Below are 26,763 nucleotides of genomic sequence, written 5' to 3'. Positions count from 1 at the left end.
CTACCAAAAAAGATCCGGCACGCCGGATCTACTAACTTAAATATTCTGCAGCGATGCGAGCCACTAAAGTCCTCGGCAATAGGACAGACAAGCCGCTTCCTTTTACCGCTTCTTCTTTATGAAATTCGTTGTAGCCCATGCAATCCATGACAATGACGGAAGCGCCCTGTTCTTTCAGTTTTTGAGCTGCTCCACGTATGTCGCTTTCCTCATAGGGCGAAGCCACTTCAGTTTTCAGTTCTATATTAGGTTGATGCCATTTTTCCAACAAGCTTCCCCGTTGTTCTTCCAACGGGATAATCAGTCCAAGCGTACCATTGTCCATCAAAGATTGTACGGTCGCATTTAAAATTTTATCCGGATAAATAATCGGCTTAGCAGCTGTAAGGCTCGGGAAATCGCCCGTACACAGCATGATTGTGACCTCTGTTTGCTCTTCTAATCGACTCAGTTCATCTTGCAGCAAAGGCAACAGTTTCGATTTCCCAATTTTAATCGATGCGCCGTTTCTTAATTTAGAGATATAGGTCGTGTCTACAGTTCCCGGGGAAACCAAATGCATTTCATCGTCCTTTAAAATGTCCAATCCTCCTGCTTCGATGATGCCAACTCCCTCACCTAAAATACGCTGAATAGAAGGCGTTACATCAGTACGCGGTGACTGTCCAATCGTCAAAACACCAACTTTTGAGCGTGTCATGATTCAGCTTCTCCGTATGTTTGGAGATGGCGCATAGAACCGTATAAGCTTTCAAGATGATTAAATTCATTCCTATCATAGAAATCAATCTGGCCTTGGGTAAATTCTTTTGCCGTTTCAATTGCAAAACGGACTGCCTGAGCAATATCCACTTCATGCGTTGCCCCTGTTCCTGACCCTGGAACCGCTGATTTTGCCGTTATCGCAAGGCCGACCACTGGGGCCTGGGTTGCGACAGCTGGCTGAAGGATGCTATTAATATGATAGACATCATTACCGTATGGCGTTATATCCTGCATCGTCACTGCAAAAGTTACAGGCAGTTCGCCGGTTGTCATTTCCATGATGCGTAGCAATTCATTATTGAACTTCAGGATATAGCCCGATTTTACAGTCGGGGATAAGGCAATGCCCCGGTGATTGATGACTTTATTGCCTTTTGTCGTATCTATGGACAGCACAGCTTCCATTTCAGGCAATACTTCGTACTTGTTCATGCTTAAGATATCTACGGGAGATCCCATGAAATCGACAGGTTCATGCGGCTGAGTCGGCGCATCCGGACAAATATGCGTTGTAATATAGACATCTCCCGGTAACCGGTCGCCTCTTACAGACATTTTCGCCAATTTCAAAGCAGTGGTTACAGCGGCGGCTGCGCCATCGCCGTCTGATACAAAACCGATTCGTGCCGGCCTTGCACCTAGCCCGCCTAATCTCCCGACCACTCCAAAAGTAGGAGCATTTCCTCCATCCGCTTTACCTTCCGTTCCTTTAATAAGAATTTTCACAAAGTCTGTGTTCCCTTTTTCTCCTGTAACTGTCTGGTATGTTGCTTCGGCAAATTCGAAGTCTTTGAATAATTCCACTACATTTTTTCCGCTTGCTTTTGAATCGTCCAATAGTTCCAAGACGTCCATTGTGTCTTTTAAAGCCATGAGCTCCACTCCCTTAGATGATTTTCTTTTCGACGATCGGTTCGATTGCTTTCAATAATTTTAAGTTGAACATTGTAGAGCTTAACTTCAAATTTTCCTTAGGCACTGAGATTACAGCGATATTCATATTATCTTCAATTTCTGCACTGACGATCGGCATTCCCGTATCCGCATTAAACGTCATGATCAAATCCGGGAAAGTCCCTCTGCGTTCACCATTCATTTCAACGGTCATATATTCATTCCAGAAGGTCAGTTCTAAATCGTCAATTTGGACAAAACCGACATCAAAGCCGTTAATTGCTTTCAGTTCAAATTTACTTACTTTGCCCGAATGGATGATGCGTCCTTTCAAATAGGAAGCTGCCGTTTCAATTCGCTCCGGCCCTTCAGGAGCTCCCAAGAATGCGGCTCCTAATTCAATAGCTTGTGTAATCCCGCCAATGGCGGCATTTTCTTTAATGTAAGCAACATCAACCGGATTGCGACATACGCCAACCATCCCCCCCGCTTGAACGGATAGCGAGCGGATAGCACTCGATGATAAATCAAGGGAAGCAGTAACGACCCCTTCCACTTTTTTCGCTCCGGCACCACCTGAAAAGGTTTGGATCGATTCATAACCTTCCAGTTCCGATAAGTTCAACGATCCCATCGAACCTGTTGGATGAGCGCGCCCATTGCATGGCGCATCCAGAAAAGGCAATCCAGTCATGGCAGCTTGCAGCCATCCGTTAATCGTTGTTGCCGCACCATTTTCGTTTGTCATCAAGGCTTTTAATGGTTTAGGGAATTCCTTTTGCATACGGAGCACCGTATCCACCATTTGCTCAGCACTCACAAACTGCTCTTTAGCGGAAGGTGCTCCGACAAGAGAAACGCACGCGATGAAATCATCATCATTCAGCTCTTCTACTGATACTAAGTGTGGAGAGCCCGATTCAAAAATCAGTTCCGCTTTTTCAAGGCCGTCTTTGATCCAGCCTCCACCTCCACCGCCAAGGATACATCCTCCGTACACCGCGTTTACTGCATCTTCAATCGTTAAAATTTTGGTTGCCATTTCTTCTCCCCCTTATCTTGCTTTCCAAATCGACGTAAAGAAGCTGTAAATAGCATCTCCGGCGATAAATCCTGCTGCTGTTGTATACATGGCATTTTCCGCTTCCGGCCCTTTGACTTTCAAAATCGTAATGCGGATAAGAATTCCGATTATTACTGCCCAACCGGCAATCGGATTGACAATTAATAGACCTGTGGATAACATGATTCCCAATTGCCTTTTCGGCCCGCCGATTAATTGAATGATGGCACCTGGAATAGCCCATAGGAGCAACAGCATGCCGATATCACCCGTCAACCCCACTTCAATAGTTGCCGCATATACACGGTCGACCGGCGGTACGAGATCCTGCTCGAAAAAGGATTGGGCAAAGAGGCTGACCATTGCCACTGCGACGGCAAAACCGATCAGGGAACTTTTCAATTGCTGGCGTCGGCCGTGCAGTTCGGCGGCGATATCAGCGCCTTTACGGATGATGACACCGGATTTGAAGTCATAGCCTAAATCAGCAAATGCTGGACCTGTGGCTGCTGTAAATCCTGTTAACAATGCTAAAGCCACTGGCGGGAAGCCTAACATCATTCCAATCAGCAAAGCGATCAAAGTCACGGCAAAGGCCGGGAACCAGCCTGAATGCATTGCCGCAATTCCGACGATGATTTCACTGATAAGCGCTGCGAATGCTGCGAATAGGACAAACAAAAGCGTTTGCCATAACGGCATATCCGCTACGATGCCGCCCAGGACCGCCACCAAAGCGGCACCGCCAAGGTAAAGCGCAAAACCGATGCCGAAACCTCTTTTCGCATCTGCTTCAGAACGTGTATAGACATGGTCTCCTTCGACATGCTGTTTCACTTTTTCTTTGTTTGACCGCACCAACGTCATGACGAACTGCAAAAGGGCCACAATCCCAGCGCCAATCATCATGCCATGAGGAATATACAATTCGTTCAAATCGATTCCAAATAATTGCACAGAATAGCCTCGCAGCAATAAACCGATGCCGAACATCGCCAACGCCCAAATGTTTCCGATAAAAGCTACTCCGAAAGCGGACATCGCAATCCCGAAATGAGAACCAATCATCCCCCCTAAAATCCCGAGACCCAAGTACTTTGCTTTTGTTCCGCCTTCATCTCCGGCTTTCAAAGCTTCGGCTGTCGCGATTCCAGGCGGCCAAGGCTCATTTGAACCAAATAATTTCGAATCGAAAACTTTGTAAAGAATGAATACATCAATGAATAAGGCAATTCCTGCACCGATTAGCATCGGAACCATTAGTTCCGGCATTCCCATGACATAAGGCAGTCCAATCGGTATCAGTAAACTATTTGCCGCACCGAACGTCGCTGCTGAAATGGTCGTCTGAACCAAGTTCTGGTTTTCCAGTGAACGATATTTATAAAACATCTGCATTGGAATTCGAGCAATCATCATCGCAATTAATGCTCCAATGATCGAAGTATTCGGCGTAATCCCAAGCGAAGTAATCAACTGCATCCCGATGATGGCCCCGAAAGCGGCAATCACAATTGAAAATAAGATAAATGGCAAATCAAAGGTTTTTTTCATTTAGAATCCTCCTTGCCTATCAATTGATAGGCGATAGCCTGCGCTTCAACTAAATCGATAACCGGGATTTTAATATGCAGAGTCAAATAATCCTTTAAGCGAATGGTCGAAAATCCTGTACAAGCGAATAAAATAACATCTGCACCTTCATCTATTAGACTTTTTACAATACGCAATAACTCTTCTTTCGCTCCGTCATTAAATAAATCAGTGGTTTTCCGCAATTCTGATGAAAATCGATGCTTGAAAAACCGCTGGCCAAGCTCTTCTTTCATCCTGCTTGGCGGTTCATCTGTGATGCCGACGATCCCCACTTTGCTGCCGACCATTGCAGCAGCATGGGCACCGCTGACCCCCGCTCCAAGTATCGGCAAATCGACTTGCGCTCTTGTTTCCTCCAACGCCGGGTCGGCAGCACAGCTTATGGTAATGGCATCCAATTTATACTTTCTGCTCATTTCCTTCGCAAGCTCGACTATTTTCGGTATCGCTTCCCGTTCAGAAGCATCGTCAAAAATGCCATTCGGCTGACTTCCGATACAGTGGGTCACCGTCTTGGCGAAGGATTTTTCTTCGATTTTTTTCCCATGTTCTTGTAAGACCTCTTCATTATCTGTTGTAAGTACACGTATAATCCCTAACATGATTTCATCCCCCTTTTGAAAAATTATAAATAGTGACACTACTTATTTATATGCAAAAGATAGGAAAAGTATTCAATTGTCTATTGCTCACTTTTTCACCAAATCAAAAAGGCGGAATCGTCCGCCTTTAGTTTAACTCTTTCAATTTGATGCAAAACTGTAAAATAAACCGATGTTCTGCATTATCTAAATCCATCATCAACAGTTCCTGAATTTTTTGGAGGCGATAGGTCATCGTCCGCCTATGGATAAATAGTTTTTCCGCCGTGCGTGATACGTTTCCGTTTTCCTCTAAATATGTCTTCAAGGAAATAAATAATTCATTATCGGCCTGGCTGATTTCTCCAAGAACCGATTCAATATAATTCCTCACTTGAGGTTCCTCATTCAATTGAAAAAGTATTTCATACACGCCCAGTTTGTCTTGCGAATAAACGGGTTCTTTCGGCTGGATTTTCAATCCAATTTCCATGGTTTTAACAGCTGAACGGAGATTGCCGTTAAATTTCTTGGAATGGTTAAACGGCTGGCTGATAGCAAGCCGAAAGCCGTTATCTGGAAATGCTTCGTTGCTCTTCACTGCAATTTCAATCCATTGCTGGATGATTTTTTGGTAGTGTTCTTCTTTACAGACGATTAATGCATAATACTGCTGATATTTTTCAAAAATGAGAGTCGAGGCATTTTCCGCTTTTCTGCTACAGAATTGAAGCCAGTGCCGACACAGGCAGGAATAATCCAGCAGCGACATCACCGGGTAATTGCTGGCATCCATTGTCCGGCCCCTAAAGCAAAGCACCAACGCCCGTTCATCTGGCTGGATGCTGTTTTCTCCATTCGTAAACTTCTCTAAAGCTTCTAAATCCTGCATCCGATCTTTTTGAAAATTCAACTGTTCTTTCAGTATCAGTTCTGCCATGCTTACGCCCACTTGAGCAATGTGATGGGAAGTTAATGCCTCAAAGGCAGTCTGTCCCTTGTGCAATAAATGGAGGGTTCCAAAGACATTGTTTTTTGAAACCAACGGAATTATATAACGGCTTCGCTGCCCCTCCATTTTGAATTCAATAATTTTCTTCGTCTGAAATTCAATTCGCCATTGTTCCAGTACTTTAGGGTACTGTTCATAGCGAGGCTCCGAAAACAATAATACTGAATTACGCCACTTATCTGGCTGGAATCCATTGCATATATATAATAACTTTCCTTCCATGTCTTCGATATACACGGGTGAGTCTGTCAGTTTCTCTAAAAAGTTAAGTGCTTTCTTTACCGTAGGAAAATCAGTATCATCAAACTCACTAAACGGGTTGGCCGACTGGTCGATTTTCATTTTCTTTTCTTCGTACAGCCGCTCATATAATGGCGTTAATACATTGATATAAGACACATTTTTAGGCAAAGCAATAATCGGAAACGAAGATTCATCAGCTAGCCGAATCATTTCTTCCGGCAATTCATTCACGAACCTCCCGATTTTGATGACAATTCCCGCTGCTTTCTTGTCAATTAATGTTCGAAGCACCTCTACCTGCTTGTCTGGATTTTCACTGATGGAGTAAAAAGCAGTCATCACCAGAATCCCTTCATTAATCCAAGAAACCACTTCCGGCACTTCCATCACTTCAATCGACCTTATTTCTCTGGACCCTCCAGCTTTCCCAGCAATCAAAACCCCTTTCGCCAGCTCCCCAATCCGTAAGGCTTCTTCTATGATCATCGGAACCCCTCCTCTATATTTATATAATTTTATCAGAATATAAAAAGTAGTATATATAGTTAATCGATTTAATACTCATCCCTTTCTAGATTCAGACTAGTTGTTTATTTTGTTCAAATAAGGCCAACCTTTCAATCCATCTAAAAAATCCATTTCCAGAGAGGCCTCTTCTCCGGAAATGGACTTTAAGATTTCTTATTTGCTTGTAAACCACTAAACAAAGATTCCCCATACCGCCCCTTAAAAGCGGCATTCCATATCAAAGATCCGGCCCCGGCAATTACTGCCGCCGCAATCACCTGATGCTTCCCAGCCGTTGCATACAAACTCTTCGAGCGGACGCGATGTTGCCGGAGCTGAAGTTTTTTCATTCATGCTAATCCCTCCCGAAATTTGTATGGTCGTCTAATACCCGATCAGGAGGAGGTTATGCACTTAATCCGGCATTCATTTATTTGCCCAAAGTTTATTTCTTCGACCGCGATTTCTTATAATCCATTTTCGTCGAAAAAGACAGCGTCAGTCCCGCTTTCTCTTCATAGTTGACGCCATTCGTTGCCTTGAATAAATGATACGGCGTGTCCATCGCCAGCTCGTCCAGCAGCCCCAGTTCCCGCCGGACATCCATTTTGAAACGGAGCTCGTACGCTTTTCGCAGCTTATTTTCAAACGTCTCCAGGCTGATGTCGACGACAATCGTGCTGCCGTTGCTCAACGTGACAAGGGTTTGCTTGTTCTTCAACCCTTCCGTTGCATAAACGTGCCGCAGCGAAAACCAGATACAGTCTTTCCGGAACGGCGATTTGCACGGAAACAGAATAATTTCATGATCATAGTCGATAATGATCGGGTGCATGGTGATTTTGCCCAACACATCATTCGATCCTTCCATCGCCCCGCGCAGACTCGTTCCACGGTAAAGCAAATTGTAGTCGATCAATTGATACGGAGGTTTGGCCACTTCCACATATTTGTCTGTTCTGCAGACGAGCGAACGCAGCTCCCCGTTCGTGTAATTCGGCAAAATCATCATCGTCTCCCGCGTAATCGCGAAGTCTCTATTCATTCTCATTTCTTCAATTTCCCCCTTTTGAATTAAATGCTTTTTCAATCCAATAAAAAAGGAGTATACTAACACGTAGTTGGTATACTCCAGCTAACAGCCTCCGGGTGATGGTCCGCACAGACTTTCACACCCGGAGGTTTCTTTCGGTTTTCCTCTTCTCTTTCACTTCCCACCCCTTTCTGGAAATACAAGGAAGCAACGGAATCGAAACCTCATAGCTTCCTATCATTTCCTATTTCTGAAATAATTATATAGGCAATTCGAGATATTGCGCAACTATTTTTAATTTTTATACAACTTTATTTTTCAGTATTTTTCATACCAAAAATTACTTTAGGTTTTATACAGAAATTGTACGGTTTTGAGCCTTCTATTTTCACAAATACCGCTCTTTTGAATAAATTCAGCCAAGTTTTATGTTGTGAAAATCTCTACTTCTTTTTAAGAAATCCTTCTATATAATAAAGCGATCCGGCACCTCTTTTTAAAAGAAGTGCCGGATTTTTTTGTTATACAGCAATAGTCATAAATGTTTTATAGGCTAAATACAAAAAGGCAAAAGATGCTAAAACACCGGCGAAATCATCCGAAAGCTTTAATTTTCCTAAAATGTATTTTAAAACGATCGCCCCAATTAAAGGCAATCCAATAACAATCAATAGATTCATCAGCAAGTCATCCATGAACGGCTGCATCGGACTAAAATCCAATTCCATAATATCCCTCCTACTCTTCATAAGAACTATCGGCAAGAACGGCTTTTTGTTTACCGATTTATCGCAGAATAGGTGAATTCACTCTATTCCATGTTGAAATCCCTCTTGCTTCATTGTTAACTTCAATCGACACTAACTTGTTTTCTTTCGACACTATTTCCTTTTCTACTTGCACTATTCCAATTTGTACTTGAACTATTTCGATTTCTTCTGACACTAATCGACGTTCTTCTTGCATTAGCCTAACGCTACCCATCATTCGATCCATTCTACATAAATAAACGCTGCAGAATCCGGTACTCGCTATGAACTCCTGCCTTATTCGCCGAATTCACCCCATTTCCATTCGAAATCACCCTTTCGGCTTGCGAAATCACCCTTTAGACACCCGAAATTACCCCTCCGCTCCACGAAGTCACCCCTCCCCCGGAAAATCACAACCAAACAGCACCAAATTCCACCGTCCTTCGCCCTTTTCGCTTTTCGCAAAGCGGAAAGCCGGTTTTGGGCAATTAGGTTTTGTGGAGTGCTACTCTAAAAGTCGTATGGATTACCCGTAAACCCCAGCCCACAACAAAAAGCCGTCCCCAAAACCCAAATGGGTTCCAGAAACGGCTCTCCTATCTACTCACGTATCCAAAAAGCCCTTTCCAACTAATTCCCCAGCATGGAAAATAAATTCCGCTGCCAGCTTCACGCCATTTTCCAAATCACCCAGATCCGCAATCTCCACCGGCGAATGCGTATAGCGGGACGGAATCGAAATGACGCCGGACGAAACGCCGGTTCCCGTCATATGAATCGCGCCTGCATCGGTGCCAATGCCCATGAAGATTTCCTTCTGATAAGGAATCTCTTTTTCCACAGCCACCCGCTCCAATAACCCTGTCACAAGCGGATGCGCAATCAACGACTTGTCCGCAATCTTGATGCACGGGCCGGCACCAAGTGTCCGCGTGCCGGTCATCAGCACATCGTACGTGTCGCTCGTCGGCGTCGTATCGACTGCCAGCGCAAAGTCCGGCTGGAACGCCGGCGACAAGACGGACGCGCCGCGGAGCCCGACTTCCTCTTGCACTGTGAAGACGCAGTAGACGTCGCCGTGTGCGCGGTCCGTACTCTCCTTCAACACCGAAATGAGCTCAATCAACGTCGCACAGCCCGCCCGGTCATCCAGCGCTTTCCCGACGACGCGATTGCGCCCGATCCGTTTCAATTCAGCGCCGTAGCTGATTGGCTGGCCGACTGCCACACCCATCTCCGCTACTTCTTCGGGATTTGCCGCACCGATATCAATATACAGCTCCCGGTGGTTCGCCACGCGTTTCGGGTCGTCCCATTTCATGTAATGGGTCGAAAGTGTCCCGATGACACCGTCCACGTAGCCAGCCGTCCCTTTGATCTTCACCTGCTGCGCATGCAGAATGCGCGGGTCGAATCCGCCCAGCAATTCAAAACGAAGCGTGCCGTTCGGCTCAACCTTTTTGACAATAAACCCGATTTCATCGGCATGCGCCGCAAGCAAGACAGACGGCATGTTCGCATCCGTCGCATTGAGTTTCGCAATGACATTGCCTAACGCGTCGACTTCCACTGAATCTACCTGATCTTTGACTTTATTCCAAATGTAGCGCTGGACGTCCTGCTCAAATCCGCTCGGCCCAACGAGTTCGCATAATTCCTTCAACAATTGATACACAAAACCACTCCAAGCTCTTAGTTGTTCGTCAAGTACACATCTGTCAGTAAATCATTGCTCATCGGATGCGGCTCATAGCCTTCCACGTAATCCGCCTGCGCAAGCGGCGGCGTCGTATAGGCGAGCATCATCCACGGCGCGTCTTTCTGGAAGAGTTGCTGCGCTTGTTTGTAAAGCTCCGTACGTTTATCCTGGTCAATCGTTTCGCGCGCTTCAGTAATCAACGCGGTAAACTCTTCGCTGTCGTAGAACGCGATGTTCTGCGCCGGTTTCTTGATGTTCGTGTTGCTCAAGTTCGGGTACAGGAAGTTGTCCGGATCGGCCATAACGCCGGTCCAGCCGTAAAGCGCCATGTCGTGCTTCCCGGCACTCGTATCATCCAAATACGTCGCCCATTCCATTGAGACGATTTCCGCTTCGATGCCCACTTCCGCTAGATCCGCTTGAATCGCTTCCGCAATCTTCATCGGCTCCGGCAAGTACGGGCGCGGGTTGCTCATCGTATACAGCTTCGTCTTGAAGCCATTTTCAAGGCCGGCTTCTTTCAATAATTTCTTCGCTTCTTCCACGTTATAATCATACTTCTCTAACGAGTCGTCATAGCTCCAAAGTGACGGAGGCAGCGGGCTTGTCGCCGTATCTGCGAGTCCGCTATAGAACGCTTCAACGATTTCTTCTTTATCGACCGCCATATTGATCGCCTGTCTCACCAATGGATCGTCAAACGGCTCTTTCTCCATATTGAACGCCATGTAGCCGATGTTGAAACTTGGACGCTTCAAGAGTTCAAACCCTTCTGCCTCTTCCACGACCGTCGTATCGCCTGCATTCATGCCGTCCAAGACATCGATTTCACCCGTCTGCAAAGCATTCAAGCGCGCCGAGTTTTCCGGGATGACACGGTAGATGATGCTATCCAAATACGGTTTGCCTTCCATCCAATAGTCTTCATTTTTCACGAGTGTGATCGTATCGTTGCGGTTCCAGCTTTCAAACTTGAACGGGCCAGTTCCAACCGGGTGCTCATTTAAGGTATCGCCGTATTCCTCAATCGCAGCGGGACTTGCAATCCCGAACATTGAAATCGCCAGGTAGCTCAAGAAAGGAGCGGTTTTCCGCTTCAATTTAATCTCCAGCTCGTAATCGCCATTCGCTTTCACATATTCGATCAAATGATTCTCATCGCCTTTAAATCCGCCGTACAAGAACGGATAGTAAGCAAAATCCCCTTGGTGGTACGGGTTTTCCGGATCCATCCAGCGTTCAAAGTTGAACACCACCGCATCCGCATTAAAATCCGTGCCGTCATGGAACTTCACGCCTTCACGCAATTGGAACGTCCACGTCAAGCCATCTTCGCTCGACTCATATTCCGTCGCAAGCTTCGGCTGCAGCTCCAAATTCTGATCGTACTCAAGCAAAGTCTCAAACACATTGTGCGTAACCCGGATCGACTCGCCGTCCGTCACATTGATCGGATCCAGTCCCACCGAATCCGCACCGCGGCCATACACCAGCGTGCCGCCATTCTTATCTCCTTCAGCCGGCTCTCCACCGCTGTCCGATTCGCCCGCTCCGTCATTTCCGGAACAAGCCGCCAACAATAAAACCAAGATCAATCCGATTAAAAATGAACTATGTACCCTTTTCTTCATCTTGTCTGCCCCTTTCTTTGCTGTGAATGTTTATAATAATACAATAATTACGAATAATTAACCACATATTTTCTGAAAATAATTCGTTTTTCGAATTAAATATTTTCGTAAATCGTATTCTTATTTCCTTCTTCCGCTACCTTTTCCATTTTAATTACAGTAAAGGCGAATATTCTCACCTTAAAGAATACTATCGTTCACTTTCTTATGAAAAGCGAAATGCAGTATTTATGTATATTCCGATGATAACGAGATAATATACCGGACTGAGTAAAAGCAAAAATCCATGTATGAGAACGTTTCGTTCTCATACATGGATTTCAATCAGTTCTATAGAGCTTCCCATTTTGGCTACAAGAAATGTTTCCTTAAAATAAAAAAGCGCTCCCGATAGGAGCTGCATCTTTCATTATTCTTCAGTTAGTTCAACTGCAAGACCATTTTCTTCAGCTGATCCAGTGCCTTCTCGCAACGCTTTGGCGAAATCTTCTTGGCTCTTAAAGAAAATCACATCGTGGATACGTGTTTCCATAACTTGTGCTTGTGTTGTAGGGTTCATAATATTACCTCCGTGATTGAATATTCTCGGGTGAATATGCTTCGAATGAATGGCATATTTTGTTCCTACATTATATATTCCCTATATATTATTTGCTAAACCTTTCTATTTTCGCTTTTAGGAAAGATCTTGCTCATTCTTTGCCTACCTATCAATATTATCCTTCCATTGAATATTTTGTTCACTGGAAGGATATTTTTTCTATTCACTTTGTTTTTATAAAAGCTATCACTTGTTAGAAAATACTCATTAATAGTGCTACTCCTGCTGCAATAACTGTAGGATCTTTTACTAATTGAGGAGTTAATCCTCGTAATTCTTCTGTTATTGGAAATTTACTAGAGTCAATTAAGTTAAAATTAAAGTATTCTTCCGTCTTTTTATTTGTTTCAAGCATTTTAATGTCGAAGTTGTATTGATTATCCTTTCCCATTACCTCAAATTCCATCAAGTTTTTAAATAATTCTTCCTCAGTTTCTTCTTTATAAAACTCTTTTATAGTCCTAGACAAAACTTCTACCTCTTTATAGGATTTTAAATAACTGTACTTTCTTTCATCAAGCGATAATAGTGGCAGTACATCTGTTTGGAATCTTTTTATTTCTTGAACATATAATTCTGTGCCTATTAAGTCTTTAAAATCTAAATCACCATATTGTAAAGTACGTTGAGAAAAAACATCTTTCCATTTTTCTTTATATTGGTTTATTTTTTCATCAAAAATTTCGAACTCTTGTGTTACTGCATTTTTTAATATCTTTTTATATTTATCCAATGCTTTATCAACTTCCTGATGGTCTGCTTTTAAAAATTTCATATTTAGCTGCAATTGCTCTAAATGCAGTTTATATTCCTTGTCGGCTCTTATGAATTTATAAGTTTGAAAGAACTTTAAATATACTGTACTTATATCCTCGTAATGTTCTTCTCTTACTTTTTGTTTTAAAGGTAACATTCTCCCTTCTATTTTTACTTCTTCAAATCTTTTAAAGTATTGATTTAACGGAGGCAACACTATCTGTTTCCATTCTTCAAGTAATCCTTTGGAATCTCTAAATTTGTTTATGAATGGGGATGGATCAATTGGATTTAAAATATTTCTTTCCAAAAATAAATTCCACTCGATAAAAACCTGTTCCTTTTCAATTTGTTCGTTCAAAAGTTGCTTTTCAATTACTGAAGCATCTTTTGATGCTCTCTTTAACTCTATAAGTATTCTATCTCGATTACCTAAAATTAAGGATTTGCTTTTATGTCTTTCTAGGCTACCGCTTAGGTTTAACAAAAGACTCTTTAAACCTTGAAAATATTCATCCATTTTTTTCTCTTCAAATTTTGTAAACATTTCTTGTAAAACATTCGAATTTCCCCATTCGATCAATTGATTATTGTTTGCCAATTTTCCTTCGAGAATATCCTTTGCGGAAATACCGCTTAGCTGAGTTATCAGGGGACTAAGCCTTCTTAAATTATATTCATAAAAAGCTTCAAGATCTTCATCTTCGTCTAACCTATCAATGCTATTAATAAGGCCAAGAATTGGGATTTTTAAATTTTGTAGTTTTTTTAGCCATTCCACTTCTGAAGAAGTACCTACATTCAATGAGTTGAATAACCAAATGGCTATATCTGCTTGATTAAAAAACTGAGTTGTCGTATCCGTATGCCGCTGATGTAATGAAGTAAGACCAGGACTATCAATTAAAGTGTAATAATTCAGTAACTCAAACGGAAGTTGTATCTCTACAAATTCTATATTTAACCTCAACTCTTCAATTAGCGGATTGCCTTCTACTGTTAACTTTTTAAGTGATAAAATATCAAATTCTTTTTTTGTGTTATTACGAAAATGAACAATAACTTTCCTTTCAACACCATAGGTTAATTTAGTAATCATCGCTGTGGCGGGTGTAATATCACTGATTAAAATTTTCTCTCCTAATAAAGCATTAATGAATGTAGACTTGCCAGCATTAAATTCACCACAAATCAATATTGTTGACTTCTTTTTTAAACCTTTAGATATCTCTTCTAACTCTTTTACTGAATTTTCTCTTTCATCATAGCTTAAAAATTTCATATCGGCTTGAACTTTAAGCCAATGGTCAATTGTTTGAATAGCTTTTTTCGTACTTTCCACAAGATTACCTACTTCCAAGTTTTCAGAATGAGACCTATAGAAATCCACTAAAAAACACTTCATTTTAATGTTACTTAATTTGAAGAATTCACCTTTATAATAGAAAGACACGGATCAGAAAATCAGATCCATGTCACAATAAGAATGTTGCTTCTTCACTCATTTTGCTTAGTTATTTCAAATTGTTAAAAGGGTTTCCATCAGGATTAGATCTTACATAACCTCCGCCTTGATCAATTGTAGTATCGATATTAGGATTTCCATCTCCATCTCTGTAGTACCCCTCAACAAACGTTCCGTCAGAACGAACATACGAGTCAACATAATGAGGCTGTACAAAATGCGTGTTGGGAATATCTAAATTTAATGGTTCAAATTCAAATTGATAAACATGCTTTAGTGGATCATTAAAGTGGAAAATGTCTTGCCCATGGTATTGCGCAAATGATGTATCAAAATAATCAACTGGAGTATAATCAGCAGTCACCAACTCTCCTGTTCCCGAAAAATCATTATCAAAAGCATTTGATGTATCTGTTCCTGAAAATCCATCTGTCCAATTATCCATTTATCTCTACACCCCTTTTGTGATTTTCAATCCATTCCTCAAGTGTAATAAGCATATTAAAATCCGAATCTATATTAGTTGTTTCATTTTGATGTTTCAATACTTCTTGTTGTAGAATCATTTGATAGGAACGGAGCAGCCGATCGAACTCTTCTAACGTATTGTTTTTTATCTCCTCAACGGCCCTATTAATGTACCTCTTCAAATAGAACCCAAAGTCTTGCAATACAACATCTAGTTGCTTATGAACTTCTCTAATTAAATCGGGCTTAACGTTTTCTAATTGTTTTTCAGCAATTTTTTGCTGGACGAATGGTAGTCCCCCCATCGCAAAAATTGGTAAAAACAGAGGAGCTCCTAACACGAGAGCAACTGAACCCACCCCACCTAAAATCAGTCCTGCTTTAACATTGGCGTTTCCGCTTTTAGCATTTAAAATTGGTGCTTCAGTCTGGTAATGCAAATTTTCTCCTTGATGAGTTTGAACTTGCACTTGTTTTTGAAAAGAGCGAGATAGCCCAGTCGATACTTCCTTCTCTAATTTAAACAAGAGTTGTTGAATATTGCTTTCATATTGATCAATCCACTTAGTAAATTGACTCCGAATCGTGTAAGGAATTTGCTTTTCCACAAGGCCCTTAATATCAGCTCCTTGGAAAAGAAAAATTTGATTTTCAATATCTTCAATTAACTTATTGCCAAAATAGATTAATGACTTTCCGACTAAAAAGTTAATTTCTTCTTCTCTTTCGAGTAAATATTTCTGCAATTCCACTTCTTGACTGGCTATTTCTTTAAACCAAGAATCAACGGCTTTCATTTCTCGGTTTAATTGCTCAACCGATTTTGTTGATGCTATTTTCGCTGTTTCAATTTCTCGTCTAATTACTTCCATGATTGCCTCTAAACGCTCTTCAAAACGTTCTATTTTTTCTTGGCTTCTTGTACCTGACTCGATTTTCTGATAAATTTCACTTTCTATTTCAAGTAAGCCTGAATAAAGAAGCATTTCTTTATCATTCTGTAATCGGCCCATAAGTGCCTCTTTTGCTGAAACTGGATAAACCTTTGATAAGTTCTTGCCAACAATATTTTCTAACCGTCTTTCAACAAAATTAGTAACTTCTTCGATCTCTTCTTCATCAATAGAATCGGCAAAATTTGCTGCAAATATTGTTCTTTCAATGCCATTTTTCATTAACTGTTCTTCAATAAAAATTTGTTCGGAATGTTTAATAGGCGAAGTCAGGGAACACATAAAAATGACAACATCTGCCCTCGGTAGGAATTGATGTGTCACTTCCGTCCGCTGATCGCTCAAATCATTCACACCTGGAGTATCAATAAGAACTACTCTTTTTTTGAGAATTTCTGCATCCATAAATAACTTAATATACTTTATTTCATCCGAATCAAAGTCTTGTGCAGCTGTAAATTGATTTAGTACATTAATAGAATCAAATTTTTCGATAGACCCATTTTTCTTTATTACCTGCACTTCCTGTTGATTGCTATGGAAGACAGTATTTATGGTGGCAGTTGTGGGTGTAACTCCTCGCGGCATTACGTCTTTTCCTAAAAGTGCATTAACAAATGTCGACTTGCCATGTTTAAATTCTCCGACTACCATAATCGTATAGTAGTCATCTGCAATATCTTCTGCTAACTCTATCAAGGGGGCAATTTGAGAACTAATTGGCATTGCAACTTTAAGATGCTGCAGCGTTTCTTTTACTCTTTGACCAATTCTTATCTTCTCCTCCAAATAGTTCATTAAGATACCCCAACTTTCCCTTTAGATTGTTGATTTACTTTGTCATTAAGTGATTCAAGTGTGGAAGAGATATCTCTTAGCCTATACTCTCTTCTTTTTATTATTTCTAGTCTTTTCTTAATTTCATTTTCTTCTAATCCCGTTGTTTTCAGAAGCTGTTCAAGCTGTAATTCTACTTGTTTAACTTGCTGCTTGACTATGGCTTTGTATTTTTTTTGAATTCCAAGACTTATACTCTCATATTCCACTTTTGCTGAAATGGCTTTTTGTTTATTGGATAAGTTAAATTGATTAGACAAGTCAGCTCGGAATCGAGACTTCTCATCATCTCCAGTCCATATTGATAATCCCCATTTAAAGAGAGAAGTAATTCCATATGCTAAGGTGTTTGCCACATAGCCGATGCCTATACCTACTTGCCCTAATAAACTATTGCTATTAGTCCAAGCTTGGCCTAATTCATCATATATTTCATCGAAAATACTTGGTTGGTTTGATTTTTCTTTATAAATTTTAGGATAAAGGCTTTCATCATCCGTAGGTTCAGTCAAATTGAGCAAATCGTCTTCTAAAATACCCCATTGTTCACTGAAATCTTTCGTTCCTCTTTTCACACTATTAATAGCTATATCCATTATTTTTGTCTTTTTTGATTCAAAAATCGCTTTTTCTAACGGTGCTATGGCCGCCTCAATCCGGCTGCTAATTTCATGAATTTCTATATGTCGGAACTGATCGAAAGTTTCCATTGCTGTTTCAGTAATTTTTTGAAGTTCTCTCCTATACCATTCAATAAAACTGTCTTCTTCTTTTTTTATCTCCCGAGAGATTTTCTTTAAAGTTTCAGCCCCGCTTTTTTCTGCTTGTTTAACTTTAGGACGAAAGTTCTTAACTTTTTCCTTTAAGTTAACTACTTTCGCGTTTAAAACTTTTTTTTCAAAAGCTATATGCTTATTGTTTAACTCATTAATACTCATTGATAACCGTTGAAGAGGCTTTAATAGTTTAATTGCACCGCGCTCATATTGAAGAAATTCCTCTAAACTTTTTTCTAATTCCATAAAGCCTGTCTCTTCGAAATCCCACACAGTTATGGGTCTTCCGCGAGGTGATTTAACTTGCTCACCTTTTTCTTTTCTTCTAGCATTTAGTGCCTGTTTTGCAGAAACCATGTAAATTCTTGGATCGTTTAAAATATCTTTTAAATGTTCATAAGCAAACGTTCTTACCTTTTCTTCATCTTCTTTACTTTCTAATGCATCTTTAAAATTAACTACAATAAAAATTTTCTGGATATCATTCGCTAAGAGTCTATCTCGCAATAGACTTAATTCTGATTCGGATAGAATTTTCACTGCACTTAGCAATAGAATTGCCGCATCTGATTTTGGAATAATGGTGTTTGTAATTTGTTCTCTTACAGGATCGAGATCGTTTGTTCCAGGGGTATCAATGATTTCTACTCCACTTTTACAAATTTCTAAATCTCTTCCGATTTCTGCGTATTGAATAGTTTTTAGATAATCGACTCGTGTCTCATATTCCTTCTCTGAGAAAGAATCTCCTTGAACCGGGTCCATCGGAGCGATTAACGATGCAAAATCTGAATCTGTTATAATTTGAGCGGGTGATTTCTCATAATGAAAATGTAATTTAATGAGCGAATCTGCATTGTAGACAATCTTATTTAAAATTGTAGTAGTTGGTTTTGCTGACGAAGGAAGTATTTTTTCTCCTAAGAGTGCATTTATAAATGTCGACTTGCCTCTCGAAAACTCTCCGACAACCACTAATTGAAAATTATTCGTGAGAACTTCTCTTTTATAATTTGTCATTTTTTCATATTCATCTTCAAGTTTCATCTCGGAAAGAATTTCAGTATATTCATCTATTTGGTTGATTAATATTGTACGATTTTTTTTGTACTCATCTAATGAAATTCCCATCATATACCCCTTTTACTAAAACTCTATTTTTTCTACTATATTCAGATTTAGAATTTCATCTATTTTCATTTCAGCTTCTTCCGTTACTCTTATTAAATATTCTGCCTGGATTTTTTTAATGTCACTATTTCCTTCTTGATAGCGATATTCATCTTCCATTTCTAATGTTGCGATGTAATGGTTAGTATCGTAAATTTCAACACTTGTAACACTTACGTAGTGGTTTTTCATTGTCATGTTTTCGTTATTAGCTTTTTCAATATAGGCGACGGTCGGACTATATTCCTTTCCATCATAAGCGTAATATTCTTCAATGTAGTAGAAGCCATATTCATTAAAAGCGAGCTCTAAATCTGCGTAATATTTTGTCATCATCTGCGAAATGTCTTCAGGAGAAACAAAGTCGACTGTTTCTGTAAGTGAATAACCTTCATTAGTTAATTCACTGGACTTATCTAAAGTAATGATATCTTCGATAAGAAGTGTGTCTGCAGAAAGTGTTTTAACAATATATTCTTTCTCCCTTTGATTATATGACTCGACACCATCATCTCTGTCTAATAAGTTGAATTCTTCTTCAACCAGTACACTAAAACTGCCTTGCCCTAAATCTTCAACTTCTAAAACCGATGAGGATATAAATTCGAAAGTAAGACCTTCTCCTTTAATTGAATTTATGTAATCAGAAATACTATTGTAAATAGGCTGAGCAGGATCGTAATAAGAAGATACTGTTGAAAAATCCTCCATATTCAGCGCCTCTTCATACACTGCTCTATACTTTTCAATAAAAGATTGAAGTTCAAATTCACTAATGGCATAAACAGGCTCTTCATTTACCGGCTCTGTCGATTCTTCAATTAGTAATTCTTCATCCAAATCCGAATCAACTTCAGTTTCTTCTACTTCATAAATATAATCGGATGAATCGCTTTCATTCGTCATTATCTCCTCTTCAAATTCAGAATTCATTTCACTGCTCAATGAGTTGTAGTCTAGACTTTCATTATATTTTTCATTCTCTTTAAAGTAGTCACTTCCATAAGCAATGCCGACAAAGAGTAAAGTGCCGATAACGCTTAAGAATTCTTTATTAAAAAATAACTTGAACGATTTAGAAAAATGTTTAGAAGAATTTAAGGAAAGCTGCAGTTTTGGTAAGGGATTTTTTTTATACCTATATCTTGGTATCGCACTAATATCGATTGCTTCTAAATTTGCTATTGGAATTTTGTAAGATAAAAACTGGATGTAATTGTCAATGAACTTCAAAAAATCAAAATTCCCATATAAGTTGTTTACATCAGTAGATAACATTATTTCTTTTTGATAAAAAGATGATTTTTCTATCTCGACTATATCTGTCTTAAAATAATTTAGAACTTTATTTTTAAAACCTTCAGTAAATATAAGATGATTTTTGAAATTAGTTGCAGTAGATAAATCTGTATTAGCTATGCTATCGCTGATAGAGCTTTGAATTTCTTTCAGTCTTTTTTTAAGAGAATTCATATCTTCCTGATAAATTAAAATTTTTTTGTTAACAATTCTTTCTACACTTTGATTGAACGGAACAACCAATTTTCTAATATCATCTTGGCCTTCATTAAATTCTTGATATTGAATGTGCCAATTTTCAACTGATTCATTATACTTTTTTTCTTTCAAAAAAATGATATTCTTTTTTACGATATGTCTTATAGAAGAATTAGCCCGCTGCCATTCCACAAATAAGTTATGGTGGGCTTCTTCAAGTTCCTCGGCCTTCTGTTTAAGTTTTTTATATTCTTTTTCTCTCTTTAAAAGAACTGGTTCTATTTCAGAAGACCATTTTCTTTCCAAATAATTTAACTCGGCTAAATTGAAAATCACCTTTTTTGTAAAGCCTTCTTTATAATAATTTTCATTTACAAATTCATTCCACTCATGACCGATCTTTTTTCCATCATGGTAAAGCGTTTGATATTTTAAAGCCATTTCCTCAAATTTAGGATAGTTCGTATTCTGAAAAGCTTTTAACTTAAAAAGATTATCAGCAAACTCAAATGTAGCCTTCTTTTCTTTTAAAAGTTGAACTTGTTCTTCGAGTACCGGGTTTAGCTTGCGATAGAATTCTTCAATTTTCCGAATATGAGCGGGTTCAAATTGTTTAAAAAGCTCTATAAGATCTTTCGCATTTCCCCATTCAAATTCTTCCGGATTGTTGTTGATCTGCCCATTTAAAATATCTCTTGCTGATATGCCATAAAGTTTCTTTATAAATGGTTGAACTCTCCTCAAATTAAATTCAAGAAACGATTCCAAGTCTTCATCTTCTATTCGATCTATAGCATTGACTACTCCGTAAATAGGTACTTCGAGTGAGTACATTTTTTTAAGCCAAGTCAATTCTGTAGCTGTACCAACACTCAAAGAATTAAACAACCAAATAGCTATATCTGCTCTTTTCATAAAACTTTCTGCAACTCTTGAATGGTGTTCATGCAAAGCAGTGAATCCTGGGCTATCAATCAAGGTATAAGTTTTCAACACTTCATTAGGCAGCTGATACTCAACATAGGAAAGTTGACTCCTAATTTGTGCCCCCGCTCCTTCGCGCTCTGCAGTTAATTGTTCAACCCATGCTGTTTCATACTCTTTACTTGTACCGTCGGTATAGTGAGCTATTACTTTTCTTTCTTCACCATAGACTAACATAGTTATGATAGCTGTAGCTGGCGTAATGTCAGTTGTTAAAATCTCTTCTCCGAGAATGGCATTAATAAAAGTAGACTTCCCTGCATTAAATTCTCCGCTGATCATAATCATCAGATTGTCTTTTAAATCCGTAGCTAAGTTGCTAATTTTCTTACTTAATTCTGAACTATTTCTTTCATCGATTAAAGCATGCCAGTTTTCTAAACCTCTAATTGCTCTATCTTTCATAGTTTGCAGACCTGCCCTTTAGTAGTAATATAGTTACTAAAATTATAATTTATATAGACAATTTTTACTACTATTTTTTGGTAAAATACTACATTTTTTGAGTAAGCATCCAATACAAAGTATCTTAATCCTTTTCTTAGAAACCATGCATATATCTCTGGATACTTAGAGTATCAATACTGTAAATAAGAAAACAGCAGCCGGACGTCGTTAGACATTCCGGCTGCTGTTTTATCATTGCATCAATCTACTCATTTTTCTTCTCCTAGATCTAAAAAAGAGCCAACCCCCTCATCTTCCCACCCGATCTCATCATATGAATCCACCATCTCAAGCTTCAGCTGAAATCCCTCATAATGCATTAGCATCTTACCGACTTCCTCCCACGTATAAGTGGTACCATCAATGACAACCAACGGCACATCATCTCCCATAGGATTCCATTCGATTCTACCAGCTAACCGGCCGTTTCGAAGAGAATGATAGCTTTGGCCATTCGGAAACATTTCCTGACCACATAGTTTTCCGCCATTCCCCGTTCGGCTTTGGCAATCAACTCCAGCAGCAACTCCCCCTGATCACCATACAAATCACCTTGTATCTTAAATTCATAGCCGCTTTCCACCATTTCGATCGCTTCCATGAAAATGCCCAACGGATCAATCCTCTTTCTCAAAAGGAACTGATGGACTTTCCCTTCCCCATCACGAATCATGATGCCTTCGGGATAACTGGTTGCAGCTACTCCAACCTGCTTTTCCATCCGCCCATTATAGCAATCCAAACAAAGCTTTTCCTCATCAAACTGAACATATACATTGTTCTTTTGACACTTTTGACATTTTGTCATTTCATCCACCTCTTTTCTCTCCGTCCTATAATAAAACAACTCAATCTAAAACATTCTCTCTTCGCCTCTATCAACTGTGTTGCAAAATAGTAGTACAAAGAAATGCAACGAACATTTGCAGATATTCACAATAAAAATACATGTTGATTTAGCCGGAATTTATACAGAAGAGGGATGTTATAACTTGATTGGGAAGGGCAAAATTCTTTAGGCAACTGGCTTCTGGCTCATGAGTCCTTTCCGCAGAAACCCATGTCAAATCAACTTTGAGTCTGTATTATCTATTACAAAACCATATATCTTCTCTTTTTCAACTCTCTGTATTCTTCCATTGCAAAATATAGAATTTTTAAGGCCATTATATCCATCAATTCCTGACCAAACAATACCGTCTATATTTGAATATGTTGAATGCCATTAACAATATGCTTAGATAAATTTTAGAGTTTCCAAAATAAGTATTTTATGATATTATATTTTCAACTTCATCACTGAAGCCAATCGGATAACTCCTCATAACAAAAATTATGAGGTGATTTTAGATGATTGAATTCGTTTACGATGTAATTATGTTTCTTATTTTTTCTTTGGATTTGTACCTAATCAACTTCCAGATGTTAAAGCACTGGATCATCTACATCATAATGAAGTTGCGCCCCAAAGATTGACAGATCGATATATTCAACTGCATTATCCAGACCAACGAGGAAGTTAACCGATGGTTTTCGAAGCATAAATACTTGTTTCGAAAATCGTCGTTTAACTAAACTATAATAATATACAAAGAAGAGCTCACCTTTACATCTCAAAGGTGAGCTCTTTCTAATCTACTAGCATACTTCTAACGAAAAACTTACAACTTCTCTTTAACCTTCGCCTCTTCCAACTTCTCCTCAAACAACTGCAACATCTTCTCTCTCAACTCCGGACGCTTCAACGCAAACTCAATCGTCGTCTCGATAAATCCGAACTTCTCTCCCACATCAAAACGCTGCCCTTCAAATTCATAGGCATAAACCGATTGCACTTCGTTCAGCTTTTGAATGGCATCCGTTAACTGAATTTCTCCGCCTGCACCCAGTTCATGTTGCCCCAGGTATTCGAAGATCTCCGGTGTTAAGACATAGCGGCCCATGATCGCGTAGTTTGATGGTGCCGTTCCCGCTGCCGGCTTCTCGACAAACTGGTTCACTTCAATCAATTTTCCATCTGCACGGAGCGGATCGATGATACCGTAGCGATCGGTTTCATCGTCTTTTACTTTCTGCACTCCAATGACACTCTTGCCTGTCACTTCAAACTGGTTCATCAATTGCGCCAAGCATGGCTCATCATTTTCGACAATGTCATCCCCTAACAACACAGCAAATGGCTCGTCTCCGATAAACTTGCGCGCCGTCCAGATGGCATGTCCAAGTCCCAAAGCTTCTTTTTGGCGGATGTAATGGATGTCCACTTTCGAAGAGGCATGAACCGAATCCAGCATGTCCAACTTCCCTTTTTTCAATAAATTCTCTTCCAGCTCAAACGCATGGTCGAAATGATCTTCAATCGCTCGCTTGCCTTTTCCGGTAACAATGATGATATCTTCAATTCCGGAAGCAATGGCTTCTTCCACTATGTATTGAATCGTCGGCTTATCCACAATTGGCAGCATTTCTTTCGGCATGGCTTTTGTGGCGGGAAGAAAACGTGTGCCTAATCCGGCAGCCGGAATAATCGCTTTTTTCACTTGCATAGAGCATCCTTCTTTCCTGATAACTTGAATAAATTCTAAAATTTACCTTTAGAGGTTCAAAAAAATAAGATGGCGATTAAACCACCTTATAATAATCACAATACCAATCTACGAACTTTTGTAAACCTTCTTCAATCGAAGTCTTGGGCTTAAACCCAACCGCTTCTTCTAAAAGCTTCGTTGAAGCATAGGTTGCCGGCACATCTCCCAGTTTGATTGGTTCGAACTTCTTCTTGAACTCCGCTGTTCTGCCCAAAGTTTTGCTTAAGCATTTCTCAAGCGTTTCAATGAACACCATCAGCTTTTCAGGATTGCTGTTACCGATATTAAAGATCCGGTGAGGAACTTCTCCTTCTTCAATTTGCGGATTGGATAAAAGACGTTCAATCCCTTCCACAATATCATCAATATAAGTGAAGTCACGATATAAGTCGTTCTCGAAATCGCCGTTATTGAAAATCTTGATTTCTTCACCTGCAAAGAATTTATCCGTGAACCCGTAATACGCCATATCAGGTCTTCCCATAGGCCCATATACTGTAAAGAAGCGCAATCCGGTAGCTGGAATTTGATAAAGGTGGCTATACGTATGAGCCATCAGCTCATTGGATTTTTTCGTTGAAGCATAAAGAGACACTGGATGGTCAACGGAATCGGACTCTTCAAATGGAACTTTCTTATTCGCTCCATAGACAGAGCTTGATGAAGCATAAACAAGATGATCCACCGGATGGAATCTGCACGCTTCCAGTATGTTATAAAAACCAGTGATATTGCTTTGTATGTAGACATCCGGATTCTCAATTGAATAACGGACTCCTGCTTGAGCTGCAAGATTCATCACAATATTCGGCTTATGCTCTTCAAAAAGGTTCAAGATTAATTCTTTATCCGAGATATCGCCTTTTATAAAAGTGAAATTTTCATATGGCTCTAATCGCTGCAAACGCTCCACCTTAAGATTCACATCATAATAATCGTTTACATTATCGATTCCAATGACTTGGCATCCTTGCTCCAGCAAATTTTTAGCCAGATGATAGCCAATAAATCCTGCGGCTCCTGTGATGAAATAAGTCTTTTTAACGTCTAGAGGATTGTAAGTCATTCTTTGTTAGCTCCTTCAGTCCGCCTTTGTTGGCAGGGGCACGTCCAACTGAGTAATACTCAACTCCTGCTTCTTCCATTACCTGAATGCTGTGGAGATTCCGGCCATCATATACCAACGGTGTTCTCATCAGCATTTTATAGCCTTCAGGAGTGACAGCTTTCACTTCGCCCCATTCCGTGAAGATAAAGCAAACATTTGCGCCTTCTAGCGCGGCTTCTGCAGTATCTACATAAGTGATAGTTCCTTTAGAACTCTTGCCTTCCGGATAAACACGAGCGAAATTAGCAGCCCCCACAGGATCATAAGCATAGATATCTGCTCCTTGATCCAATAACAAAGGAACATTTTCCAATGACGGAGCTTCTCTTAAATCATCCGTTCCAGGTTTGAACGTCAAACCAAGAATTGCCACTTTAAGACCGTTAAAAGTAATCAAGCGATTGCTTGCTTTTTTATACAATAAAGTCTTCTGATCTTTGTTCACATCAATAGCAGCTTTCACTGTTTTCAGCACATAGCCGTTTTGAGATGCTAAGTATTCTAATGCTTTTGTATCTTTCGGGAAACAAGATCCTCCGTAACCGATACCTGCGTTCAGGAACTTGCTGCCAATACGATCATCGAAACTCATGCCTTCAGCTACATCTTGAACATCCGCTCCAACTAACTCGCAAAGGTTCGCAATATCGTTCATATAAGATATTTTCAACGCAAGAAAGTCGTTTGAAGCATACTTGATCATTTCTGCAGATTTCCGGTTAACCGAAACAATCGGAAGTTTAAATGGCTCATAAATCTTCTTCAATAATTCTTCAGCCCATTTACTTTCAGTTCCTATAATAATTCTCTTCGCATGTAAAGTATCATGGACTGCAGATCCTTGAGCTAAAAACTCGGGGTTTGAAGCTACTTCCACTCTTACATCATTAACTAAGAAATCATGGATGAATTGCTCTACCTTGTCATTTGTCCCTACAGGAACTGTGGATTTCACTACTACTAAACAATCTTTCTCAATATTCTCAGCAATTTGTCTAGCGACAGTTGCAATGTAAGAAAGATTAGCAGATCCATCTGCATTTTCTGGAGTACCTACTCCAATAAATACAGCATCCGCTTCTCTGTAGGCAGATTGGTAATCAGTTGTGTATTCGATTCTGCCAGCAGCATAGTTTTTCTGCATTAAATCTTCTAAATCAGTTTCATAGATTGGAGAGATCCCTGATTTCATCATTTCTACTTTTTTTTCATCTATATCAACACACGTTACTTGATGACCCATTTCGGCGAAAGCTACACCAGCTACTAGACCCACGTAACCTGTGCCTGCTACTGCTATTTTAAACATAATTATAGATTCTCCTATCACTAAGAAT

Annotated in this window: 22 protein-coding genes; all 22 read right to left on the bottom strand. The window is 39.8% G+C overall.

Going from position 1 to position 26,763, the window contains the following annotated elements; genetic code table 11:
• Positions 1-31: 31 nt before the first annotated feature.
• Complete coding sequence (locus tag BN1080_RS04720; protein ID WP_052650790.1) at positions 32-700, bottom strand: AroM family protein; 669 nt, start codon at positions 698-700, stop codon at positions 32-34.
• The gene (locus BN1080_RS04715; RefSeq protein WP_052650789.1) at positions 697-1,638 is read right to left on the bottom strand and encodes a DUF1177 domain-containing protein; all 942 of its coding nucleotides are present in this window, start codon (positions 1,636-1,638) and stop codon (positions 697-699) included. Before BN1080_RS04715 ends, BN1080_RS04720 begins: the two co-directional genes overlap by 4 nt.
• A gap of 13 nt (positions 1,639-1,651) precedes the next feature.
• Positions 1,652-2,701, bottom strand: coding sequence for a DUF917 domain-containing protein (locus BN1080_RS04710; RefSeq protein ID WP_052650788.1), 1,050 nt, complete (start codon positions 2,699-2,701; stop codon positions 1,652-1,654).
• Between the two features lie 12 nt (positions 2,702-2,713).
• Positions 2,714-4,276, bottom strand: coding sequence for an OPT/YSL family transporter (locus BN1080_RS04705; protein ID WP_052650787.1), 1,563 nt, complete (start codon positions 4,274-4,276; stop codon positions 2,714-2,716).
• Entirely contained in the window at positions 4,273-4,920 is a 648-nt protein-coding gene (locus BN1080_RS04700; protein ID WP_052650786.1) for an aspartate/glutamate racemase family protein, read from the bottom strand. Before BN1080_RS04700 ends, BN1080_RS04705 begins: the two co-directional genes overlap by 4 nt.
• A gap of 127 nt (positions 4,921-5,047) precedes the next feature.
• Positions 5,048-6,640: a PucR family transcriptional regulator gene (locus BN1080_RS04695; protein ID WP_052650785.1), complete on the bottom strand. Its 1,593-nt coding sequence runs from the start codon at positions 6,638-6,640 to the stop codon at positions 5,048-5,050.
• A gap of 240 nt (positions 6,641-6,880) precedes the next feature.
• Positions 6,881-7,015 carry a hypothetical protein gene (locus BN1080_RS17445; protein ID WP_267882904.1) on the bottom strand — a complete coding sequence of 45 codons (135 nt, stop codon included), beginning with the start codon at positions 7,013-7,015 and terminating at the stop codon, positions 6,881-6,883.
• A gap of 91 nt (positions 7,016-7,106) precedes the next feature.
• A complete protein-coding gene (locus BN1080_RS04690) occupies positions 7,107-7,712 on the bottom strand; it encodes a competence protein ComK (RefSeq protein ID WP_199876589.1) in 606 nt (201 codons plus the stop codon).
• A 503-nt stretch (positions 7,713-8,215) separates the two neighbouring features.
• Complete coding sequence (locus BN1080_RS04685) at positions 8,216-8,422, bottom strand: hypothetical protein (protein ID WP_052650783.1); 207 nt, start codon at positions 8,420-8,422, stop codon at positions 8,216-8,218.
• A gap of 628 nt (positions 8,423-9,050) precedes the next feature.
• The gene (locus BN1080_RS04675; RefSeq protein WP_052650781.1) at positions 9,051-10,121 is read right to left on the bottom strand and encodes a M42 family metallopeptidase; all 1,071 of its coding nucleotides are present in this window, start codon (positions 10,119-10,121) and stop codon (positions 9,051-9,053) included.
• Between the two features lie 17 nt (positions 10,122-10,138).
• On the bottom strand, positions 10,139-11,776 hold the full coding sequence (locus tag BN1080_RS04670) for an ABC transporter substrate-binding protein (protein WP_052650780.1): 1,638 nt from the start codon (positions 11,774-11,776) through the stop codon (positions 10,139-10,141).
• 409 nt (positions 11,777-12,185) lie between these two features.
• Entirely contained in the window at positions 12,186-12,335 is a 150-nt protein-coding gene (locus BN1080_RS17165) for a hypothetical protein (protein ID WP_199876588.1), read from the bottom strand.
• A 235-nt stretch (positions 12,336-12,570) separates the two neighbouring features.
• A complete protein-coding gene (locus BN1080_RS04665; protein WP_199876587.1) occupies positions 12,571-14,475 on the bottom strand; it encodes a dynamin family protein in 1,905 nt (634 codons plus the stop codon).
• Positions 14,476-14,647: 172 nt separating this feature from the next.
• The gene (locus tag BN1080_RS04660; RefSeq protein WP_052650778.1) at positions 14,648-15,043 is read right to left on the bottom strand and encodes a hypothetical protein; all 396 of its coding nucleotides are present in this window, start codon (positions 15,041-15,043) and stop codon (positions 14,648-14,650) included.
• The gene (locus BN1080_RS04655; protein WP_052650777.1) at positions 15,036-16,817 is read right to left on the bottom strand and encodes a dynamin family protein; all 1,782 of its coding nucleotides are present in this window, start codon (positions 16,815-16,817) and stop codon (positions 15,036-15,038) included. Before BN1080_RS04655 ends, BN1080_RS04660 begins: the two co-directional genes overlap by 8 nt.
• Positions 16,817-18,763: a dynamin family protein gene (locus BN1080_RS04650; protein ID WP_052650776.1), complete on the bottom strand. Its 1,947-nt coding sequence runs from the start codon at positions 18,761-18,763 to the stop codon at positions 16,817-16,819. Before BN1080_RS04650 ends, BN1080_RS04655 begins: the two co-directional genes overlap by 1 nt.
• A gap of 15 nt (positions 18,764-18,778) precedes the next feature.
• Positions 18,779-21,688: a TcaA NTF2-like domain-containing protein gene (locus BN1080_RS04645; RefSeq protein ID WP_052650775.1), complete on the bottom strand. Its 2,910-nt coding sequence runs from the start codon at positions 21,686-21,688 to the stop codon at positions 18,779-18,781.
• A 251-nt stretch (positions 21,689-21,939) separates the two neighbouring features.
• Positions 21,940-22,194: a DUF7713 domain-containing protein gene (locus BN1080_RS17360; protein WP_456107063.1), complete on the bottom strand. Its 255-nt coding sequence runs from the start codon at positions 22,192-22,194 to the stop codon at positions 21,940-21,942.
• Positions 22,146-22,538 (bottom strand): DUF7686 domain-containing protein, encoded by a 393-nt coding sequence (locus BN1080_RS17355; protein ID WP_456107068.1) that lies wholly within the window; start codon positions 22,536-22,538, stop codon positions 22,146-22,148. Before BN1080_RS17355 ends, BN1080_RS17360 begins: the two co-directional genes overlap by 49 nt.
• A gap of 853 nt (positions 22,539-23,391) precedes the next feature.
• Positions 23,392-24,276, bottom strand: a complete 885-nt coding sequence (gene galU, locus BN1080_RS04635) for a UTP--glucose-1-phosphate uridylyltransferase GalU (RefSeq protein ID WP_052650774.1) — start codon at positions 24,274-24,276, stop codon at positions 23,392-23,394.
• Between the two features lie 76 nt (positions 24,277-24,352).
• Positions 24,353-25,384: an SDR family NAD(P)-dependent oxidoreductase gene (locus BN1080_RS04630; protein WP_052650773.1), complete on the bottom strand. Its 1,032-nt coding sequence runs from the start codon at positions 25,382-25,384 to the stop codon at positions 24,353-24,355.
• On the bottom strand, positions 25,359-26,735 hold the full coding sequence (locus BN1080_RS04625; RefSeq protein WP_052650772.1) for a UDP-glucose dehydrogenase family protein: 1,377 nt from the start codon (positions 26,733-26,735) through the stop codon (positions 25,359-25,361). The genes BN1080_RS04630 and BN1080_RS04625 overlap by 26 nt, the downstream gene beginning before the upstream one ends.
• Positions 26,736-26,763: the final 28 nt, after the last annotated feature.

Source organism: Planococcus massiliensis (assembly GCF_000821325.1).
In the GTDB taxonomy this organism is placed as follows: domain Bacteria; phylum Bacillota; class Bacilli; order Bacillales_A; family Planococcaceae; genus Planococcus; species Planococcus ruber.
The sequence above is the reverse complement of the archived record's forward strand: the minus strand, read 5'-3'. Positions and strand labels throughout refer to the sequence as shown.

Coding starts and splice junctions, on each gene's coding strand:
- BN1080_RS04720 (WP_052650790.1), bottom strand. CDS start 700: ATGACACGCTCAAAAGTTGGTGTTTTGACGATTGGACAGTCACCGCGT.
- BN1080_RS04715 (WP_052650789.1), bottom strand. CDS start 1,638: ATGGCTTTAAAAGACACAATGGACGTCTTGGAACTATTGGACGATTCA.
- BN1080_RS04710 (WP_052650788.1), bottom strand. CDS start 2,701: ATGGCAACCAAAATTTTAACGATTGAAGATGCAGTAAACGCGGTGTAC.
- BN1080_RS04705 (WP_052650787.1), bottom strand. CDS start 4,276: ATGAAAAAAACCTTTGATTTGCCATTTATCTTATTTTCAATTGTGATT.
- BN1080_RS04700 (WP_052650786.1), bottom strand. CDS start 4,920: ATGTTAGGGATTATACGTGTACTTACAACAGATAATGAAGAGGTCTTA.
- BN1080_RS04695 (WP_052650785.1), bottom strand. CDS start 6,640: ATGATCATAGAAGAAGCCTTACGGATTGGGGAGCTGGCGAAAGGGGTT.
- BN1080_RS17445 (WP_267882904.1), bottom strand. CDS start 7,015: ATGAATGAAAAAACTTCAGCTCCGGCAACATCGCGTCCGCTCGAAGAG.
- BN1080_RS04690 (WP_199876589.1), bottom strand. CDS start 7,712: ATGAGAATGAATAGAGACTTCGCGATTACGCGGGAGACGATGATGATT.
- BN1080_RS04685 (WP_052650783.1), bottom strand. CDS start 8,422: ATGGAATTGGATTTTAGTCCGATGCAGCCGTTCATGGATGACTTGCTG.
- BN1080_RS04670 (WP_052650780.1), bottom strand. CDS start 11,776: ATGAAGAAAAGGGTACATAGTTCATTTTTAATCGGATTGATCTTGGTT.
- BN1080_RS17165 (WP_199876588.1), bottom strand. CDS start 12,335: ATGAACCCTACAACACAAGCACAAGTTATGGAAACACGTATCCACGAT.
- BN1080_RS04660 (WP_052650778.1), bottom strand. CDS start 15,043: ATGGATAATTGGACAGATGGATTTTCAGGAACAGATACATCAAATGCT.
- BN1080_RS04655 (WP_052650777.1), bottom strand. CDS start 16,817: ATGAACTATTTGGAGGAGAAGATAAGAATTGGTCAAAGAGTAAAAGAA.
- BN1080_RS04650 (WP_052650776.1), bottom strand. CDS start 18,763: ATGGGAATTTCATTAGATGAGTACAAAAAAAATCGTACAATATTAATC.
- BN1080_RS04645 (WP_052650775.1), bottom strand. CDS start 21,688: ATGAAAGATAGAGCAATTAGAGGTTTAGAAAACTGGCATGCTTTAATC.
- BN1080_RS17360 (WP_456107063.1), bottom strand. CDS start 22,194: ATGTTTCCGAATGGCCAAAGCTATCATTCTCTTCGAAACGGCCGGTTA.
- BN1080_RS17355 (WP_456107068.1), bottom strand. CDS start 22,538: ATGACAAAATGTCAAAAGTGTCAAAAGAACAATGTATATGTTCAGTTT.
- galU (WP_052650774.1), bottom strand. CDS start 24,276: ATGCAAGTGAAAAAAGCGATTATTCCGGCTGCCGGATTAGGCACACGT.
- BN1080_RS04630 (WP_052650773.1), bottom strand. CDS start 25,384: ATGACTTACAATCCTCTAGACGTTAAAAAGACTTATTTCATCACAGGA.
- BN1080_RS04625 (WP_052650772.1), bottom strand. CDS start 26,735: ATGTTTAAAATAGCAGTAGCAGGCACAGGTTACGTGGGTCTAGTAGCT.